Raw genomic sequence first — 18,031 nt, 5'->3', positions numbered from 1 at the left:
GTTTCTCAGCAGAAATTGCCGACATGTTCAGTGTCCTCTTATTCGGGCAGCATAGGGCGCGAGCAGATCGCAGATGTCCCGTTGCGGTTTCGCTAATCCTGACGGAAGCTGTGAAGGCGGATGTTGCTCAGAAGCAATGGTCGCGGCGATCGCGGCTTGTACCACCAAGACTGAACACATCACAGCTGGAGCGACGATCGCGACGTATCGCACCACGGTCGTCCCGGCGCCAGTTGTTTCATTAGTATATCTTTGAACGGTCTACAGTCGTTATTGCCTCTTCCAGCGCCAGAGCGGCCCCCAGCAATCGTTCATCGTGGTTCTTGGGAGCCGACAGCAGGAAGCCGACCGGCATGCCTGCTTCACCCGTGCCGCAAGGCAGGGAGACGCCGCACCAATCGAGGAAATTGCCGATTGCCGTGTTGCGCAGCGTTCTGCCATTGATCTTTACGAACAGCTCGTCATCGGCTTCCAGGGGGCCAAGCGCTGGCGCAACATGGGCAACCGTCGGATAGGCGACGAACTCGTTCGGCCCAAGCGTTGCGGCAACCTCCTTCACCAATTGCTCGCGCACCTTGAGCGTTTCCAGATAGCCGACCAGCGTCGTCTTCTCTCCAAGGCGTGTCCGCGCGACGACACGCCGATCCATGGAAGCGGCTTCCGGTCCTGCCAGACGGCGGTGATGCAGCACGAAGGCCTCGGCAGTAACCAGCGGCCCATACTCGGCCATCAGCTCAAAGAGCCTTTCGAAAGCTGGAAAGGCAACTCGCCGGATCTTAACACCAGCGGCACTCAATCTTGCCAGTGTCGCCTCGAAAGCTGCAAGAACACCATCCTGCGCATCATCCATGACGATATTTGTCGGGACCACGATGGAAAGCCCGGCGGCTTCGGCGTGCTCCACCTCGGGGACAAAGCGCCCACGCATTGCGGCATCGATCCAGATCGCATCCTGGACGCTGCGGCACAGCGGACCGAGCGAGTCGAGGCTCGTCGACAGCGGAAAGACCCCGCCCATGCTGTAGCGGCCATGGCTTGCCTTATAGCCGACAAGGCCGTTGAAAGCAGCCGGTATGCGCACCGAGCCGCCCGTGTCCGTGCCGATCGCGACCGGCACGAGACCTGCCGCAACCGCGACGGCAGACCCCGAGGACGAACCGCCCGGAATCCGCGCGGCGTCTGTTGCCAGCGGGTTTAGCGGCGTGCCGTAATGCGGATTGAGGCCGAGGCCGGAAAAGGCGAACTCGCTCATATTGACCCGGCCGACGGCGATCATGCCGGCAGCCTTCAACGCCTTGACGACCTCGGCATCGCCCTGAGCGGGCTCTGCATCCGCAAGCACGATCGACCCGGCCGTGGTCGGCAGGCCGGCGATTGCAAACAAATCCTTCCAGGCGACCGGAATACCATCCAGCAGCCCGCGCGAACGCCCCTCACGCAGCCGTCGGGACGAAGCCGCCGCCTCTTCCTTCGCGCGCGTTTCCAACAGTCGTGTGAAGATCGCCTGATCCTTGTAGGTCCGGATCGCGTCGAGGGTCTCCTCGGCCAGCGCGACCGGATCGAGACTGCCGGACTGGATCAGGACCGAGAGCTGCGCGATCGATTTGCCGAGATGTGTCTGCGTCATAGTCCCTGCTCTCCTTCTCAGCCGACTAGCTGCATCCAGCGGCGAACGAGATAATTGTGCTCATCCATTGTCGTATTCCAGACGGCAATGCAATTGGCACGCTGCCAATAGGATCCACCGCTGCGTACGGAATCTTTTTTGATCCGGATCTGACCGTCGGGACCGGGCAGGTCTTCCGTCGCTGCGGCACCTTCATACCAGTAGTCCCATTCAGCCTGCGTCATGAACTGGCGCGAGCGCTGCGGCGTCGAAATGTAATAGCCCTGCCGCGCCACGACGGCACCCGGCCAGCCCGATATCCACCAGTTCAGATAATCGTAGGCGACATCGAGAAGACGACCGCTCAAGTGTTTCGAAAGGCACAAGCCGCCATGCCAGGCGCGATAGCCTTCGGCGGGCACCGCCTGCTCGACCGGCACGCCCTTCGAGTTCAGGATACCGATGCCGGGCGACCACATGCTCTGGACGCTGGTCTCGCCAGCGATCATCAGCCGTGCCGCATCCTCGGCGGTCTTCCAGAAATCCCGGAAGAAGCCGGCCTTCTTGCGCTCCTCCAGGAGATCGATCAGCTGGTCGATCTCCTGAATGGACATATTGCCGATATCGTCGAAGGACATGAGGCCGGCCGCCTGCGCCGCCAGTGCCGCATCGAAGATGCCAATGGCAGGCTCGTCCACCAGCGCCACCCTGCCCGCCCAGCGCTCGTCGAAAAGCGCGCCCCAGGAATGCATCCCGATGCTATTGGGTGCCAGATCGGTCCGATAGGCGAAACTATCGAAATTATGCGTCGTCGGCAGCATCGAGATGAAGCGTGACGGCGTGTCGCCGAGAGCGAGGTTCGGCTGCACGAAGAGCTTTTTCGCCGGCACATCGCCAAGTCCCATTCGCGGATTGGGGCCGATATGGCCGGTCTTCGTGAGATCATTGACCTCATCCCAAAGCACGATGCGCTGGGTGTCCACAGGCTGGATTGCGCGCCAATGCCAGACGATATCGAGATTGTGGAAGCACTGGTCGTAGATATCGTAGGTTTCCGGCTCGCGGGCCGCCTTGTACTGCGTTGTCAGGAAGTCGTTATTGTCGAAGGTGACATCGATGCCGAGATCGTCCTGCGCGCGCAGGCGCAGTTCCTCGAGCAGCGAAATCGCGGTGCCGAGCACACGCAGGCGCGGCCGGCCCTTCAGATGCAGGGCGGGAGCGGACATGCTTTTAGCGACGGATTCATGCTTGTTCATAAAGACACCGATTGTCTCATCGCGCCGCAGCGATCGGGTAAGGCGCGGCAGGTACGTGCGCCAGTGTGAAGGCTTCGAAAGAGCGTTTCAAGAGAGTGCCGTCGAGCCCATCCAGGATGAAGACCAGCCGCGAAATGCGGTCTTCCGAGGGCCATCCATCCATATGCACCGGCGTGTGAACCAGATGCTGGACACCATGAACCGCAACCGGGCGCTCCTCGCCGCTGAGATTGAGGATGCCCTTTACCCGCAACACACGCTCCCCATGGCGATTGAGGAGCATGGTCAGCCAGAGCCCGAAAGCGGTCCAATCGACAGGCCTGTCTATGACGAGCGAAATCGAGGAAATGGCGGCCTGATGCGGAGTGCCGTCCGATGAGACGAGCTGCACCGGGTCCTCGCAGTAAAAACCGCTTTGCGATAGACTGCTTGTTGAGACGTTGCTCCGGGCCGCGACGAGCGAGGAGAGATCGAGATCCGGATCGGCCGCGATCAGGATCGGGGCATCGGGATTGAGCGTTCGAAGGCGAGCTTGGAGGTCGTCTTCGCTACGATCCACCTCAAGATCCGTCTTGGTGACGATCAACCGGTCCGCAATCGCCGCCTGCCTGTTGGATTCGATATAGGTGTCAAGCTGGTGCAGCCCATTCACCGCGTCGACGGTCGTAATGACGTTGCCGGCGCAGAAGTGATGACGAAGGACCGGATCGGCCTTTATCGTCGAGAGCACGGGGAAAGGATCGGCAAGGCCGGTGCTTTCGATGATGACGCGCTGGAATGGTGGCAGCAGCCCGCGCTCGCGGCGGGAGTAGAGTTCCTTGAGTGCTGTGGCAAGGTCGTCTCGCACCGTGCAGCAGACGCAGCCGGAGCGCAGCAGCACCATCTCGCCCTCGACGCTTTCGACGAGATCATGGTCCAGCCCGATCTCGCCAAATTCGTTGATGAGCACGGCGGTATCGGCGAAGGCCGCATCCGCCAGGATGCGCTTGAGCAGTGTCGTCTTGCCGGAACCGAGAAAGCCAGTCAAAAGATTGACCGGCAGAAAGCCACCCACCTCAATCGACATGCCGCGCCTCCATCCGGGCGATGAAGGTGACGTCGAGCGGATCGCAAGGCCGGCCGACGAGCCTTTCGGCCGCCGGCCAGAGATGACCGAGATCCTCGATGACCTCGCTCCTGCCCGTTCTGGTCGACAAGACGAAGGATGCGCCCTGCCAATCGGAGAGGACAAGGCCGAAGCCCGAGAGCATCTCATTGGCGGCGCGCACGCGCTCGGCACGCTCACGCCGCCGGTCAAAGCTGGCATGATTGCGCGTGAACACACCTGGCCGTGCCGCGGCATCCGTCCAATGCTCATTGCCGCCGAGCACGCCACACAGTGAACACATGGCAATCGCCTCCAACCTGATGCTTCGATACTTCAGCCTAGCCGGCTATTTCTTGCGCGGAAAGCGGACTGCGAAATCGTCGGCAATCTCATTCATCGTAACGAACTTGACGCCGGGATGCTTGACCATATGCGCATAGAGCCGCTCCAGCATCATCAGCACCTGCGGCCGGCCGGCGACGTCGGGATGGATGGTGATCGGGAAGACGGCATAATCCATCTCGCGATAGACCCAGTCGAACTGGTCACGCCACATCTGCTCGATGTGATGCGGATTGACGAAGCCATGACTGTTCGGTGATTTCTTGATGAACATCATCGGCGGCAGGTCGTCGAGGTACCACGAGGCCGGGATTTCGATCAGATCGGTCTCCTGGCCGCGTTTCAGCGGCACCATCCAGTCCGACGGCTTGCGGGAATAGTCGATCTTCGTCCAACTATCACCGACACGAACATAATAGGGCGTGAAGTCATTGTGCATCAGCGAGTGATCGTACTTGATGCCGCGCTCCAGAAGCAGCTCGTTCGTCACGTTGGAGAATTCCCACCACGGTGCGACGTAACCGGTCGGGCGCTTGCCGGACAGCTTGGTGACCAGCTCGATGCACTTGTCGAGGATTTCCGTCTCCTGCTCGCGCGTCATGGCGATCGGATTTTCATGGCTATAGCCGTGGATGCCGATTTCATGGCCGGCATCGGCCACAGCCTGCATCTGCTCGGGAAAGGTCTCGATGGAGTGGCCGGGAATGAACCAAGTCGTCTTGATGCCGAAGCGCTCGAAGAGCTTCACTAGCCGCGGGCTGCCGACTTCGCCGGCAAAAAGGCCGCGCGAGATATCATCGGGCGAATCCTCGCCGCCATAAGAGCCGAGCCAGCCGGCCACGGCATCAACGTCGACGCCAAAACTGCACAAGATTTCCTTCGCCATGGGATGACCTCCTTCAATTTGAGTTTTCTGTAATCAGTGAGCCGGGATGACGGTCGCGTCGGCCGGATCCCAGGTAAGCATGACCTCGGCGCCTAAGGGAAAGGCGCCGGACCGGTATTTATCGACATGGGCTTCCAGCGCCAGGCCTCGGCCGTCGGGCAGGCTGATGCCGATCTGCGAGATATGGCCGACCACGTCGAAGCGCTCGACACGTGCGCCGACCACATTGCCGCCGAAAGTTCGGGCGAGATTTTCGCGCGCCGAGCCGCCCGCCGCATGAACCTCGATCGCCTCCGAGGGGATGACGATGTTGACCTTGCTGGAGGGGCCGCCATTGGCACAGCCCGACAGCGTGCCGAAGGATGTCGAGACAAAAGTGTTGTCGGCCTGTGTGCCGGCAACTTCACCTTCGAAGATGGTGTTGCGGCCGATGAACTGCGCCACGAAAGGCGTATTCGGACGCGTATAAAGCTGAGCCGGCGGACTGATCTGCTCCACCCTGCCCTGGTTCATGACGACGATGCGGTCGGACAGCGCCAGCGCCTCCGACTGGGCATGCGTGACGAAGACGAAGGTCACGCCGAGCTTCTTCTGCAGCAGCTTCAACTCATTCTGGATCGCCTTGCGCAGATTGGCATCCAAAGCACCCAGCGGCTCGTCGAGAAGCAGCACATCCGGCTCGACCACGAGGCCGCGGGCAAGCGCGATGCGCTGGCGCTGGCCGCCGGAAAGCTTGTCCGGCTTGCGCTCGGCTATATCCTCCAGCCCGAGGGTCGCGAGAATACGATCGACCCGGGCATCCCGTTCGGCCTTCGCCATGCCCTTGACCTCAAGACCGTATCCAACATTGCGCCGCACGGTCATATGCGGGAACAAAGCATAGTTCTGGAAGATCATCGATGTCGGCCGCTTCTGCGGCCGGACATCGTTCATGCGCTCGCCCTTGATCATCATGTCGCCAGAGGAAATGCTTTCAAAGCCTGCGATCATACGGAGCGTCGTCGTCTTGCCGCAGCCCGACGGGCCGAGGAAGGCGATGAACTCGCCCTTTTTGATCGATAGGTTGAAGTCGATGACGGCGGGCGTGCCATTGTCATAGACCTTGCCGACATCGATGAGTTCCAAATCATATATCACGAGAGATCTCCGGGCGTGGAGGAGGAGGCGGACATCGCCTCCCCGCGCGGCATAGGATGGCTGGCAGCAGCCATCGGATCAGGCATTGAGGAATTCATCCCATTTCTGGACGAGATGGTCGTATTCGTCCGGCCACTGGTGCCAGTAGGCGACGTTCTTGGCACGCTCCACCAGCGAGCCGCCGTCGCGCAGGTCGCCTTCCTTGATGCCGCGCTCGGCGGCGCCGACCCACGGCTTGCCCTCGTACCAGAAGGCATATTTGTCCGGCGCCATGACCTTCTGAATATTGGTCGACGGCGAATAATAGCCCTGTTCGGAAACGGTGATGCCGGGCTCGCCCGAAAGCCAGTAATCGGCATAGGCGATCACGGCTTCCTTGTTCGGCGTGCCAGCGATCATCGACGGGCCGATCGCCCAGCCGCGATAGCCTTCCTTCGGGACGGCATATTTGCACGCCTTGCCCTGAGCCTTGACCGCCATGACGGCCGGCTGCCAGGCGTCGCAGACGACCATCTCGCCCGATGCCATCAGATTGACCAGCTCGCCGAAGTCACCCCACAGCGCGCGGAACTGCCCGTCTTTCTTCTTGGAAACGAGGAACTTCGCCGCTTCGTCGATTTCGGCCGTGCTCGGATTGCCGGGATTCTTGACGTTCAGAAGGCCAAGCGTGTTCATCGCCATGATCGCCTGACCGAAAGCGATCAGCGGATCGGTGTTGAGGCCGGACTTGCCCTTGAACTTCGGATCGAAGATCGCCGCCCAGGTATTGGCTTCCTCGGCGGAGAGAACGTCCGGATTGTAGCCGATGGAATCATAATTATAGACCGCCGGCACCATGTTCAGCGTGGTCTTGGCATCATCGGCCCAGATCTGGCCGACGATCTGCTGCTTCGGCTCCCACTTGTCGGAAGGCGTGGTGAAGGTGTCGCGGATATTGGCCCAGTTCTTCAAGGAAGCGGCCGGAACCGGCTCGACATTGTTGGTCATGACGATCGACGGCAGGCGCTCGCCGATGATCTCCCAGCAATCGTAATCCTTGGAGCCGGAAAGGATCTTGGTTTGTGCATCCGGGAAGGTCGCTGCCGTGCCGGAGGTCTGCCCGACGCCGCTTGCCTTGCGAAAATTGTCGAGAATACGCTCCTGAACGGTGACCGAAAGGCCGATGGTGCGCAGCTGCTCCTTGGCAAGGTTGGCGGCTTGCGCGTAGGCCGCCCGCGACGACAGGAACGGCGTGCCGCCACCGATCGCGAGCGCCATCACGCCGGCGGAATGCTTCAACAGAGAGCGTCTGTTCATTTCCATTTTGGACATTTCTGTTCTCCAGTGCTGATTGCTGTTCCCTTGGCCCTTGCTGGACCTCTTTATTGCCGTATCGCCCTTCACCCGGTCGTTGCCGGGACGATGACGATCAGTACCGCCCCACGAGGAGGCCACCGTCCACGACCAGAACCTGGCCGGTCATGTATCTCGCGTCCTTCGAGGCGAGGAATGCGATCACGTCGGCGATGTCTTCCGGCTCGCCGAGCCGGCCCATCGGGATGAACTCGGCCGCCTTCTCCGCGCCGGCGGGGCCGAGCGAATTTTCTTCCGAAAGAAGCTGGGCGGTGCGGATATAGCCCGGTGCAATGCCGTTGACCCTGATGCCGTCCTTCGCCAGCTCGACGGCGAGCCCGCGCACCAGTCCGACGACCCCGGATTTCGCCGCCGAATAATGGACATGCTCGTCCCAGCCATAGGCGACGCCCATGATCGAGGAGAGTGCGACGATGCTGCCCGATCCGCGGGCTCGCATGCCCGGTACGGCGGCACGCACCAGCTTGAAGATGCCCTTCAGGTCGACATCCATGGTCAGGTCCCACTTGTCATCGGTGAGCTTGTCGAGGGGCGTGCGATGGGCGATGCCGGCATTGGCGACGATGACGTCGATCTTGCCGAAGCGTGCCTCGACATTGGCGACAAGCCGGTTCGCGGTATCCGTCGAGCGGACGTCGTAGAGATGGAATTCGGCAGAGCCGCCAGCGGCGAGAATATCGCGAACGGTCTGCTCGCCTTCCTTCTCGAGGATGTCGGTGACGACGACATGGTCGCCGAGCGCTGCAAATGCCTTTGCTGTCGCCTGGCCGATACCGATGCCCGCCCCCGTGACGATGACGATCCGCTTTTCCACACTGTCCATCTGCTTGTCTCCCTCAGAGCATCACATCGCCGGAATTCGGCCCGAGCGTCTGGCCGACGAAAAGGCTCGCTGCCGGCGAGGCCAGAAACGCCACGGTCGCCGCCACCTCTTCCGGTTCGCCGAAGCGGCCGAGCGGCAATTCGCGCTTCTTGCGTTCGCGCCATTCTTCGGAAAGACCGCGCACCAGCGGCGTGTTGATTGGTCCCGGCGCTACGGCGTTGACCCGCACCCCGCGGCTGGAAACCTCACGGGCAAGTGCCTTGGTCATGCCGATAATCGCGGCCTTGGCGCCGGAATAATGAACCAGCTCGATGCCGCCGATCTGCCCCAGTTGGGAGGCGACGTTGACGATCACGCCCTCGCCGCGTGCCAGCATCGACGGCATGACGGCCTTGGTCATCAGGAAGGTGCCGCGCACATGCACCGCAAACATCCGGTCGAAATCCTCCAGATCGAGGTTCTCGAATGCCGCCTGATGCGCAATGCCGGCATTGTTGACGAGAAGGGCGACGTCGCCGTGCGAGCCCTTGGCAGCCGCATGGATCGCCGCCACATCCTCCGGCCGCGCCACATCACCGGCGACCGCCGCCGCCGCACCGCCCGCCTTGGTGATTTCCGAGGCGACAGCCTCGGCCCGCTCGCCCGAGAGATCGTTGACCAGAACCGCACAGCCGTCGGCGGCAAGGCGCAGCGCAATGGCGCGCCCGATCCCGGAGCCGGCACCGGTGACGATGGCAGAGAGGGGGGCGGAGATCAGGGCGGAAGCCTTCTCAGCCATCATGCATCCTCCTGAATGCGGACACGCTTGGCGCGCCTGACCGACAGACCCATCAGGATCGCGTAGGTGCCGAGGAGCGCGAAGGAAAACAGCGTCGTCAGCACCCCGAAGGCGAAGACGTTCGGATGTACCTCGACGGAGAAGGTGCCGTAGATCGCAAGCGGCAGCGTCAGCTCGCGGCCGGAGGCAAACAGGGTGCGCGAGAACTCGTCATAGGAGAGCGTGAAGGCGAAGAGCATGGCCGAAAGCACGCCCGGGAAGATCAGCGGAAACGTGATCTTGCGGAAGGTGCGCGCCGGCGTGACGCCGAGCGACCATGAGGCCTCCTCCATGCTCGGATCGAACCTATTGAAAATGGCGAGCATGACGAGGAAGGCGAAGGGGAAGGTGTAGACGACGTGCAGGACGAAGGCGGTGCTCCACCAGTGACGGTCGATGCCGAAGGCATTGGCGACAAGCGCCATGCCGAGGCCGACGAGCACGCCCGGGACCATCATGCCGAGAACGATCAGATAGAACGCGACGCCCGAACCGCGGAACTTACGGCGAAAGGCCTGGGCAGACATGACGCCGAGCACCGTCGAGACGATCATGGTCATCAGCGCTAGAAAAAGCGAGCGGATCAGCGCCTGGTCGATCGGCAGGGGCGCGATACGCGACGGCGGCGTCAGGCCGAAGAGATGCCGGTACCAGTAGGTGGACCATTCGATGATCGGAAATTGCGGACCGCCCTCCGGTCCGGTCTGGAACGACAGGATCGCCAGGACGACGAGCGGTCCGTAGAGGAAGATCAAGAATAGGGTCGTATAGACGCCCAGGCCAAGCTTGATGCCGCCGGCATTCATGATCAGAGCTCCTTTCTGAGGTCGACGACCTTGAGCAGGGCTGCGACAACAGCGCCCATGACGATCGTCAGGACAACGCCTGCGACCGCGGCAAAGGCCCATTTCAGCGAGCCGACCTGGGTGACGATGATGTTGCCGAGCAGATTGACCTTGCGGCCGGACAGGGCAGCGGACGTTGCGAACTCACCGAGAACCATGACGGAGACGAAGATCGCGCCGACGACCACGCCCGGCATGGACAACGGCAGTATGATGGTGCGGAAGATGCGCCAGAAGCCGGCACCGAGATCCTGCGCTGCCTCGATGACCGAGGCGTCGATGCGGCCCATCATGAAGGCGATCGGCCCGACCATGAAGACGCAGTAGATCTGCGTCATGCCGATGATGACGGACAGTTCCGAAAACAGCAGCACCTCTATCGGCTGCTGCACGATGCCGAGCTTCATCAGGATCATATTGATGGCGCCTTCGGTGCCGAGCATCGGCCGCCAGGCGAGCACACGGATCAGGAAGGAGGTCCAGAACGGGATGACGCAGAGCACGAGCAACACGGTCTGCAGCGTCTTGTTCTTGATGAGAAGCCCGACGAAGAGCGCCGCCGGATAGCCGACGACGAGCGTCGATACCAGCACCAGAAGCCAGATGCGGATCGTCGTCCAGAGCGCGCCGAGATAGGTGGGGCTCGTCAGGAAGCTGACCCAGCTCTGCAAGGTCAGCGTCGGCTCGATCTTGAAGGTCGTCTGCGTCCAGAAGGAAACATAGACCATCATCAGCATCGGCAGGACGAGGAAGGCAATCATCCAGATCATGCCCGGCGCCAGAAGCCAGAATGTCTTGCTCGATCTCCGGCGCACGGTTGCGCCTTGCTGCACGGCTTCCTCGCTTGTCGCAGCCATGGTCATGTCTCGCTCTCCTTGGAAGGGCCGGCGGAAGGGTTGGAAAAAGTCACATCAGCCGAAGACAAGGGCATCCTCCTTCTTCCAGACGAGCGCATAGCGATCCTTTTCGACAAAGGCCGGCGGGCGGGCATGGCTCAGATGGGATTCGACCTCGAAGACCTGCCCGTCATCGAGCGCGAAGAAGGAATTGACCGCCGCACCGGAATATTCGCTGGCGATGAAATCACCCTCGATGCGCACCTCGTCATTCGATAGCGCGGCATCGCGGGCGCGGATCGAAATACGGTCGTAGCGGATCGCATAGGCCGGTTGCAGGGCTTTCCTGCGCGATGCATTCAGTGGAAACCGGCCCGCCGGTGCGACGAAAGCATCGTTGGCGATATCGCCGGTAAAGAGGTTGTAGCAATTGAGAAAGCGGGCGACCGAGGCCGTTGCCGGGCTATTGTAGACCACATCCGAGGCGGCCGCCTGCGCGATGCGGCCGCGATCGAGCACGAGGACCAGATCCCCCATCGCCAAGGCTTCGCTCTCGCTGCCGGTGACATGCAGGAAGGTCACGCCGCAGCGTTCGCGGATGATCTTGAGTTCGCTGCGCATACGGCCGCGCAGATTGGCGTCGAGCGCGCCGAGCGGCTCGTCCAGCAGCACCATCTTCGGCTCCGTCACCAATGTGCGTGCCAGAGCGACGCGTTGGCGCTGTCCGCCCGAGATCTGCGTGACGGCGCGGTCGTCCAATCCCTTGAGGCCGACCAGCGACAGCATGTCCTGAACCCGCTTTGCCAGCACGCGCGCATCCGTCACCGGATCGACCTTGCGATTGCGCAGGCCGAAGGCAACGTTCTCGGCAACGGAAAGATGCGGAAACAGAGCGAAGTTCTGAAAAACGAAGCCGATGCCGCGATCATGCGGCTCGACGCCATCAAGCCGTTTGCCATGGAAGAGGATCGAGCCGGCATCCGGCTCCTCGAAGCCGGCGATGACGCGCAGCAGCGTCGTCTTGCCCGAGCCGCTCGGGCCTAGCAGCGAGATATAGGCATTGTCGGGCAGAGAGAAATCTATCCTGTCCAACGCGGGCGCCGCGCCATAGGACTTGGTGACTTGGCTGAGCTGAAGAACGGTCGACACCGAATTCCCACCAGTTTCAAGGCAAGGACCATCCTTCGGGCAGAGCTCCGCCTTCGCCTGGATCGCATCGATCCGGACGTTCAGACGTCGACCTGCGTTCGCGCATGATCACATGCGCGTCAAAGAGATGTTCCTTGGCGTTTCAAAGAGTTCCACCTGCGGCGCTTCTAACGAGCGCCTTGATGTTGGGAGCATTACATAAATGATTTTTGTATTCAATAGACTTTTTCTGAAAAATCCGAACCCGATGTCACAAATGATTGAGGGGCGACTGGCGGAGGCAGCGATATCGGCGAGCATCCTTGTCTTACGCGTAGAATTGGCGGCAAAACAGCTATCGCGGCCGCCACAGCGTAACGCGCCGCACCCGATATCATTCAGCAAATAGGCGCCAACCGGGGCGCTAGGCGTCAACAATCAGCGAAAAGAGATTCACTGCATTTGTGAGTCGAAAATATATTTTGTATTCAATAGTCATTTATTTTTGCGCTATGTTAGAGTTACAAAACGCGTAAGAGTGAGGCATCAGAACGACGTGAGTCCATTGCATCAGATGACCGAAAACCGTGCGCGCCCCAATGCACAAAAGCGCTACGAGATCGCCGAGGATGTTCTGCGTGGCAATATCGAGGACCACACGCTGCCGCAGGGCGTGGTGCTGCTCGAAGGACCAATCGCCGATATCCTGCAGATTTCGCGCGCGCCCGTGCAAAGGGCGCTGCAGACGCTGGAGAGCGAAGGACTGGTGCATCGCTTCAACGGACGCGGCTATCTCGTCGGTCCAGCCGGCCAGGGCATCGAGCCGAAGCGCACCGATATCAAGACCCTCGGCCTGACCATTCCGCGCCATGCGGACGAGGCTTTGCAGAGCCGCGCCTCCTGGGAGCGCATCTACAATACCGTCGAGGCCGACGTCGCCGGCTGCGTCGTCTTCGGCCAGTACCGCATCATCGAGATCGAGCTTGCCGATCACTTCAACGTCAGCCGCACCGTCGTCCGCGATGTGCTGACGCGGCTGCGCGAGCGTGGCCTCGTGCGCAAAAACCAATCGTCCCACTGGATCGCCGGCCCGCTGACGGCACAGATGATCAAGGATCATTACGGTCTGCGCGGCATGTTGGAGCCGCAGGCACTGGTCGCCGGAGCCAACCGTGTCGATCGGGAGCGACTGGGCGATCTGTTCCAGCGCCTCTCCGAGCTGGAGCGCCACGAACCGGCGGATCATCTTGCAACGATCGAAGCGATCCAGGCGGACTTCATCGAGATTTGCATCCTTGCGACGCCGAACGAGCGGCTGAAGGAATCCATCCGCAATAACCTGCTGCCTGTCACGGCAACGGAGCGATTGCTGCGGCGCCTCGGTCTGCCCGGCGACCCCGCCATCATTACGGAGCTCCGCCTGATCGCGGAACTGCTGCTGCGCGGCGCCGTCAAGGCGGCGGCGGCGATGATGGAGAACCATCTCGAAGCCTCGGTCGATCGCACGATCGCGCAAATGAAGATCGTCGCGATCATCCCCGGTCCCGGCGTGACGGCCGCCTACCTGACCCGCGTTCTCGAGTGAGATGCAGGCGACCCCTGACCTATTCCATCTGTGCCGGAAACGAGGCATCGAAGGGGCAGCCATCCGCTTGATCCCTTACGCCAGAGCAGCGCGAAGGCGCGCAAGCAATGCCTGCCGGTCCGCCCGCGCCGCCAGCGCCTGATCCATGGAGACCTGCACGAATTGCGTCGGCGTATGCGGCTGCAGTTGGGCGATCAGATCCATGTCGGCCGAGATCACCGTTCCCAGCATGAAATAACCGCCGCCGGAGACGGCATCGCGATGCAGGATGATCGGCTCGGTTCCGCCCGGCACTTGGATCGAGCCATAGGGATAGCAGCTGTCGACGATATTCGACGGATCCGAGCCTGCACCGAAGGGCTGCTTGCGCTCAACGAATTCGAGCTTGCGGCCGCCGCGGAAGCGATACCCCATGCGATCGGCCTCCGGCGCCACCTTCCATTGGTCGGCAAAGAAATTGCTCTTTGTCTGTTCGGTCAACCGGTCCCAATAGAGCCCGGGCAAAACCCGGAGCTCGGCCGGGGTATCCGGCTTGCGTCGTAGTTCCTCTGCAATGGATCTGCCCGCGCTATCCAGGGAGCCGAAACCAACGGGAAGCTCATCTCCGGCAGCGATCGGCCTGCCGTTGAAACCGCCGAGGGCGCCGATCACATAGGTCGATCGGCTACCCAGCGCTTCGGGAACATCGATGCCGCCCGATACCGCGATGCAGATCCGCGCACCGGACTTCAGAAAGTCGAAACTTACGGTCTGCCCTGCCCTGACCTTGAGCGCCGTCCATCCCGGCTGGAGCTCGCCGCCGATCCTGACGGGCATGTCGGCGCCGGTCACGGCAATCAGCGCATCGTCGAGAAATTCGAGCTTGGGACCCATAAAGACGGCCTCAAGCCCGGCCGCACCCTCATCATTGCCGACGAGAAGATTTGCCGCCCGCATGGCGTAACGATCCATAGCGCCGCCGATGGGAATGCCGAGATGGAAATAGCCGGGCCGTCCGAGATCCTGAACGGTTGTGGAAAGGCCGTGATGAAGAACCTTAATGGCCATGCAGCGCGCCCTCCAGCTTGGCGTTGTAGCCGTCGATATCGGCCTGGTATTGCCTGAGATCGAAACTGACCTCGCGGATCGGCGGAGCGAAGCGACCCTTGTCGACATCCTCGACCGCCTGGTCGTAGCCGTCGCGATCGATCGGCCGGAACTTCACGACGTCGCCCGGACGGAAGAACACCATGAAATCGCGGAGATAGCTCGTCGATTGCGCGGGATCGAAGATCGGCATCGGCGTGATGCCGAACATCTGGTAGCCGCCTGCCCCACGCACCGAATAGATGCAGCCGAAGCAGCCGCCGTGGCCCACAGTCAGCCGCGGGGTATCGGTTCGCGGGCGCAGATATTTCGGCACCTCGATCTGCCGCTGCCGCTCCACCATCTGATACATGAACGGCAGGCCGGCAACGAAGCCGACCATCGAGACGAACCAGGGCGAGCCGGCATGAGCCGAAATGAAGTCCTCGACCGTATCATAGCCATTGATCCTGGCAGCGTAGTCGAGATCGGTCCCCGTCGGCTCCTGATGCCGCTCGCGGAAGCGCATCAGCGTCTCATGTGTCCAGGGATCATTGTAGAAAACAGGGATTTCGACGATGCGGGTGGTAATGACGGGCTCGGCCTTTTCGGCGGCGCCCTCGATCGCCTTGACCTCGCGCAAGAGATCGTTCGGCTTGATTATGTCGGGATCGAACTTGATCTGAAAGGAGGCGTTGGCAGGGCAGATTTCGGTCACGCCCTTAATCGCGCTCTCGCGTATCCCCTTGGTCATCGACAGGCTCTTGAAGAAGGCTTCGAGGGACATCTCGTCGCTGCATTCGACGAAGAGATGCTCGTCACCTCCGAACGTAAAGCGACCAGGCATCAGGCAACCTCCGCCGATACGCCGTTAACCGCTGAAAAATCGGTCTCCAGCCAGGTTTCGAGAAAACGCGTGTGGAATGCGCCCTTGCGCACCGACGGGTCGCGGGCGAGCGCAAGATGCAGAGGGATCGTCGTCGGCAAGCCTTCGATCGTCAGACTTGAAAGGGCGGCGACCAGCCTGTCGAGGCAAGCATCGCGATCGTCTGCCCAAACGATCAGCTTGCCGAGCAGAGAGTCGTAGAAAGGTGGCACGGTATAGCCGGCATAGAGCATCGTATCGAAACGGATGCCCTCGCCTTCCGGAATGGAAAGCCGCGTCACGGTTCCCGGCGCCGGCAGAAAGCCCTTGGTCGGGTCCTCGGCATTGATCCGGCATTCGATGGCGTGACCGCGTGCCCGAATATCGGACTGCGCCAGCGACAAGGGAGCGCCACTCGCCACCTTGAACATTTCCTGCACCAGATCGATGCCGGTAATCATTTCGGTTACCGGATGCTCGACCTGGATGCGGGTATTCACCTCGATGAAATAGAACTGCCTGCGATCCTCATCGTAGAGATATTCGACCGTGCCCGCGCCGCGATAACCGACTTCGGTGGCAAGGGCCACGGCGCTGGCGCAAAGGCGTTGCCTGATGTCATCAGGAAGAAGAAAAGCCTGCGCTTCCTCCCACACCTTCTGACGCCGCCGCTGCAGCGAGCACTCACGTTCGAAACAATGGACGAAATTCCGTCCGTCGCCGAAAATCTGCACCTCGATATGGCGGGCGCGGGTGATGACCTTCTCCATGTAGAGGCCGCCATCGCCGAAAGCGGCCGCCGCCTCTGCAGAGGCAAGCGGAAACTGCTCCCTGAGCTCGGCGAGCGACTGCACGATACGTATGCCACGTCCACCGCCGCCGGCTGCCGCCTTGATCATGACGGGAAAGCCGATGCGTTCGGCAATCGCCTCGGCAGCCGCAATGTCGGCCACGCGGCCGTCGCTTCCCGGCACCGTCGGGACGCCGGCCCGTTTCGCAATCTCGCGGGCTGCCACCTTGTCGCCGAGCAGCCGGATGGCCTCGCCGCTCGGCCCGATGAAGATCATGCCCGCCGCCTCGACGGCATCGGCGAAATCTCCGTTTTCGGACAGGAACCCATAGCCCGGATGAACGGCATCCACGCCCGCCGACCGCGCCGCCGAGACGATGGCTTCGATGTTCAAATAGGATTTCTTAGGGGCCGGCGAGCCGATGTTGATCGCCTCGTCCGCCAGTTTGACCGCCAACATGTCGGCATCAGCGGCACTATGAACCTGCACGGTGCGGATGCCGAGCGCTTTAGCGGCCTTTATGATCCTGACGGCGATCTCGCCGCGATTGGCGACCAGCACAGAGCGGATCGTCATGGGTCCACCTCCGCGATGACCTGGCCGGCCATGACGGGCTCTTCATTGTCGACGAGGAAGGTGATGTTCTTGCCGTCGAGCCCGGCCGAGATCTGCTGAAAGGTTTTCATGACTTCGATAAGCCCGATCGTATCGCTCGCAGCAACGGCATCGCCCTCGGCTTTGAAGGGCGGTGTATCCGGAGAAGAGGCTCTGTAGAAAGTTCCCGGAAGGGGTGATCTGATCTCAAGCTTGTTCATGGGACCTCCGCGCTGCGTCGCTGTTCAAAATCTGCGAAACGGGTGCAATCCTGATACCCTCGGCAATGAGCGCTTCGCGCATGTGGCGCACGATATCGAGCGCACCCAAAGTATCGGAATGGAAACAGATGGAATCGAAGGCGATCGGAATATCAACACCGTTGACGGTGCGCACGACGCCTTCGGTGCAAGCTCTCACGACCTTGCGGGCAATTGCCTTGGGATCGGGGCGACCCGCATCCCTGGTAAAGACGATCCAGCCCGCGTCGCCGTAGTCGCGATCGGCGTAGAACTCGCGGACAACAGGCTGGCCGGCCTCTTCAGCGGCGAGGCAGGTCGCCGAACCGTCCATGCAGAAGACGAACATGTTTGGCGCTGCCGTGCGCATATATTGTATGAATATCTGCGAGAGATCCGTGTTCGCCGCCAGTTCCATATAAAGGGCGCCATGCGGCTTCACGTGCTGGACGGGCACGCCATGGCGTCTGGCGAACTCCCGCAGCGCACCGACCTGATAGATCAGATCGTTGACGATCTCGCGGCTGGTGCCGTTGATCTTGCGTCGTCCGAAGCCCTGGAGATCGTTGTAGCCTGGATGAGCCCCGACGCCGACACCGTGGGCGGCGGCGATCCGCACGGTCTCATCCATCAGATTGGGATCGCCGGCATGAAAGCCGGTCGCGATATTGGCCGAACTGATGAGCGAGATAAGCTCCTCGTCATGCGCGTCGCCGATCCGCCAGCGGCCAAAGGCCTCCCCCATGTCGCAATTAATATCGACAGCTTCCTTCATG

The 18,031-nt window shown here is 61.4% G+C and carries 18 protein-coding genes; 1 reads left to right on the top strand and 17 read right to left on the bottom strand.

Annotated elements, in window-relative coordinates:
- Window positions 1-241: 241 nt before the first annotated feature.
- From FHT84_RS08930 to FHT84_RS08875, 12 genes are all read right to left on the bottom strand, one after another.
- Window positions 242-1,627 carry an amidase gene (locus FHT84_RS08930; RefSeq protein ID WP_113248795.1) on the bottom strand — a complete coding sequence of 462 codons (1,386 nt, stop codon included), beginning with the start codon at window positions 1,625-1,627 and terminating at the stop codon, window positions 242-244.
- A gap of 17 nt (window positions 1,628-1,644) precedes the next feature.
- Window positions 1,645-2,862, bottom strand: a complete 1,218-nt coding sequence (locus FHT84_RS08925; RefSeq protein ID WP_113248794.1) for an extracellular solute-binding protein — start codon at window positions 2,860-2,862, stop codon at window positions 1,645-1,647.
- A gap of 16 nt (window positions 2,863-2,878) precedes the next feature.
- Complete coding sequence (locus tag FHT84_RS08920) at window positions 2,879-3,928, bottom strand: GTP-binding protein (protein ID WP_113248793.1); 1,050 nt, start codon at window positions 3,926-3,928, stop codon at window positions 2,879-2,881.
- Complete coding sequence (locus tag FHT84_RS08915; protein WP_113248792.1) at window positions 3,918-4,250, bottom strand: hypothetical protein; 333 nt, start codon at window positions 4,248-4,250, stop codon at window positions 3,918-3,920. Before FHT84_RS08915 ends, FHT84_RS08920 begins: the two co-directional genes overlap by 11 nt.
- Window positions 4,251-4,295: 45 nt before the next feature.
- On the bottom strand, window positions 4,296-5,177 hold the full coding sequence (locus FHT84_RS08910) for a polysaccharide deacetylase (RefSeq protein ID WP_113248791.1): 882 nt from the start codon (window positions 5,175-5,177) through the stop codon (window positions 4,296-4,298).
- A gap of 33 nt (window positions 5,178-5,210) precedes the next feature.
- Window positions 5,211-6,314, bottom strand: coding sequence for an ABC transporter ATP-binding protein (locus FHT84_RS08905; protein ID WP_113248790.1), 1,104 nt, complete (start codon window positions 6,312-6,314; stop codon window positions 5,211-5,213).
- Between the two features lie 78 nt (window positions 6,315-6,392).
- Window positions 6,393-7,625, bottom strand: coding sequence for an extracellular solute-binding protein (locus FHT84_RS08900; RefSeq protein ID WP_112345838.1), 1,233 nt, complete (start codon window positions 7,623-7,625; stop codon window positions 6,393-6,395).
- 97 nt (window positions 7,626-7,722) lie between these two features.
- Window positions 7,723-8,490, bottom strand: a complete 768-nt coding sequence (locus FHT84_RS08895; RefSeq protein ID WP_113248789.1) for an SDR family NAD(P)-dependent oxidoreductase — start codon at window positions 8,488-8,490, stop codon at window positions 7,723-7,725.
- Window positions 8,491-8,503: 13 nt separating this feature from the next.
- On the bottom strand, window positions 8,504-9,268 hold the full coding sequence (locus FHT84_RS08890) for a glucose 1-dehydrogenase (RefSeq protein WP_113248788.1): 765 nt from the start codon (window positions 9,266-9,268) through the stop codon (window positions 8,504-8,506).
- The gene (locus FHT84_RS08885) at window positions 9,268-10,113 is read right to left on the bottom strand and encodes an ABC transporter permease (protein WP_113248787.1); all 846 of its coding nucleotides are present in this window, start codon (window positions 10,111-10,113) and stop codon (window positions 9,268-9,270) included. Before FHT84_RS08885 ends, FHT84_RS08890 begins: the two co-directional genes overlap by 1 nt.
- A 2-nt stretch (window positions 10,114-10,115) precedes the next feature.
- On the bottom strand, window positions 10,116-11,015 hold the full coding sequence (locus FHT84_RS08880) for an ABC transporter permease (protein ID WP_113248786.1): 900 nt from the start codon (window positions 11,013-11,015) through the stop codon (window positions 10,116-10,118).
- A gap of 48 nt (window positions 11,016-11,063) precedes the next feature.
- Complete coding sequence (locus FHT84_RS08875; protein WP_113248785.1) at window positions 11,064-12,137, bottom strand: ABC transporter ATP-binding protein; 1,074 nt, start codon at window positions 12,135-12,137, stop codon at window positions 11,064-11,066.
- Window positions 12,138-12,690: 553 nt separating this feature from the next.
- Here FHT84_RS08875 and FHT84_RS08870 point away from each other — a divergent pair.
- Window positions 12,691-13,701 carry a GntR family transcriptional regulator gene (locus tag FHT84_RS08870; RefSeq protein WP_113248784.1) on the top strand — a complete coding sequence of 337 codons (1,011 nt, stop codon included), beginning with the start codon at window positions 12,691-12,693 and terminating at the stop codon, window positions 13,699-13,701.
- A 75-nt stretch (window positions 13,702-13,776) separates the two neighbouring features.
- On the opposite strand, the gene FHT84_RS08865 is transcribed toward FHT84_RS08870, so the two are convergent.
- The 5 genes from FHT84_RS08865 to FHT84_RS08845 are packed head-to-tail and all read right to left on the bottom strand — an operon-like array spanning window position 13,777 to window position 18,030.
- Window positions 13,777-14,748, bottom strand: coding sequence for a biotin-dependent carboxyltransferase family protein (locus FHT84_RS08865; protein WP_113248783.1), 972 nt, complete (start codon window positions 14,746-14,748; stop codon window positions 13,777-13,779).
- Window positions 14,738-15,613 carry a carboxyltransferase domain-containing protein gene (locus FHT84_RS08860; RefSeq protein ID WP_113248782.1) on the bottom strand — a complete coding sequence of 292 codons (876 nt, stop codon included), beginning with the start codon at window positions 15,611-15,613 and terminating at the stop codon, window positions 14,738-14,740. The genes FHT84_RS08865 and FHT84_RS08860 overlap by 11 nt, the downstream gene beginning before the upstream one ends.
- A complete protein-coding gene (locus FHT84_RS08855; protein ID WP_183761832.1) occupies window positions 15,613-16,998 on the bottom strand; it encodes an acetyl-CoA carboxylase biotin carboxylase subunit in 1,386 nt (461 codons plus the stop codon). Before FHT84_RS08855 ends, FHT84_RS08860 begins: the two co-directional genes overlap by 1 nt.
- Window positions 16,995-17,237: an acetyl-CoA carboxylase gene (locus tag FHT84_RS08850; RefSeq protein WP_113248780.1), complete on the bottom strand. Its 243-nt coding sequence runs from the start codon at window positions 17,235-17,237 to the stop codon at window positions 16,995-16,997. The genes FHT84_RS08855 and FHT84_RS08850 overlap by 4 nt, the downstream gene beginning before the upstream one ends.
- The gene (locus FHT84_RS08845; protein ID WP_113248779.1) at window positions 17,224-18,030 is read right to left on the bottom strand and encodes a 5-oxoprolinase subunit PxpA; all 807 of its coding nucleotides are present in this window, start codon (window positions 18,028-18,030) and stop codon (window positions 17,224-17,226) included. The genes FHT84_RS08850 and FHT84_RS08845 overlap by 14 nt, the downstream gene beginning before the upstream one ends.
- Window position 18,031: the final 1 nt, after the last annotated feature.

The sequence above is a fragment of the Rhizobium sp. BK289 genome (assembly GCF_014193575.1).
GTDB lineage: Bacteria > Pseudomonadota > Alphaproteobacteria > Rhizobiales > Rhizobiaceae > Rhizobium > Rhizobium tropici_C.
The sequence above is the reverse complement of the archived record's forward strand: the minus strand, read 5'-3'. Positions and strand labels throughout refer to the sequence as shown.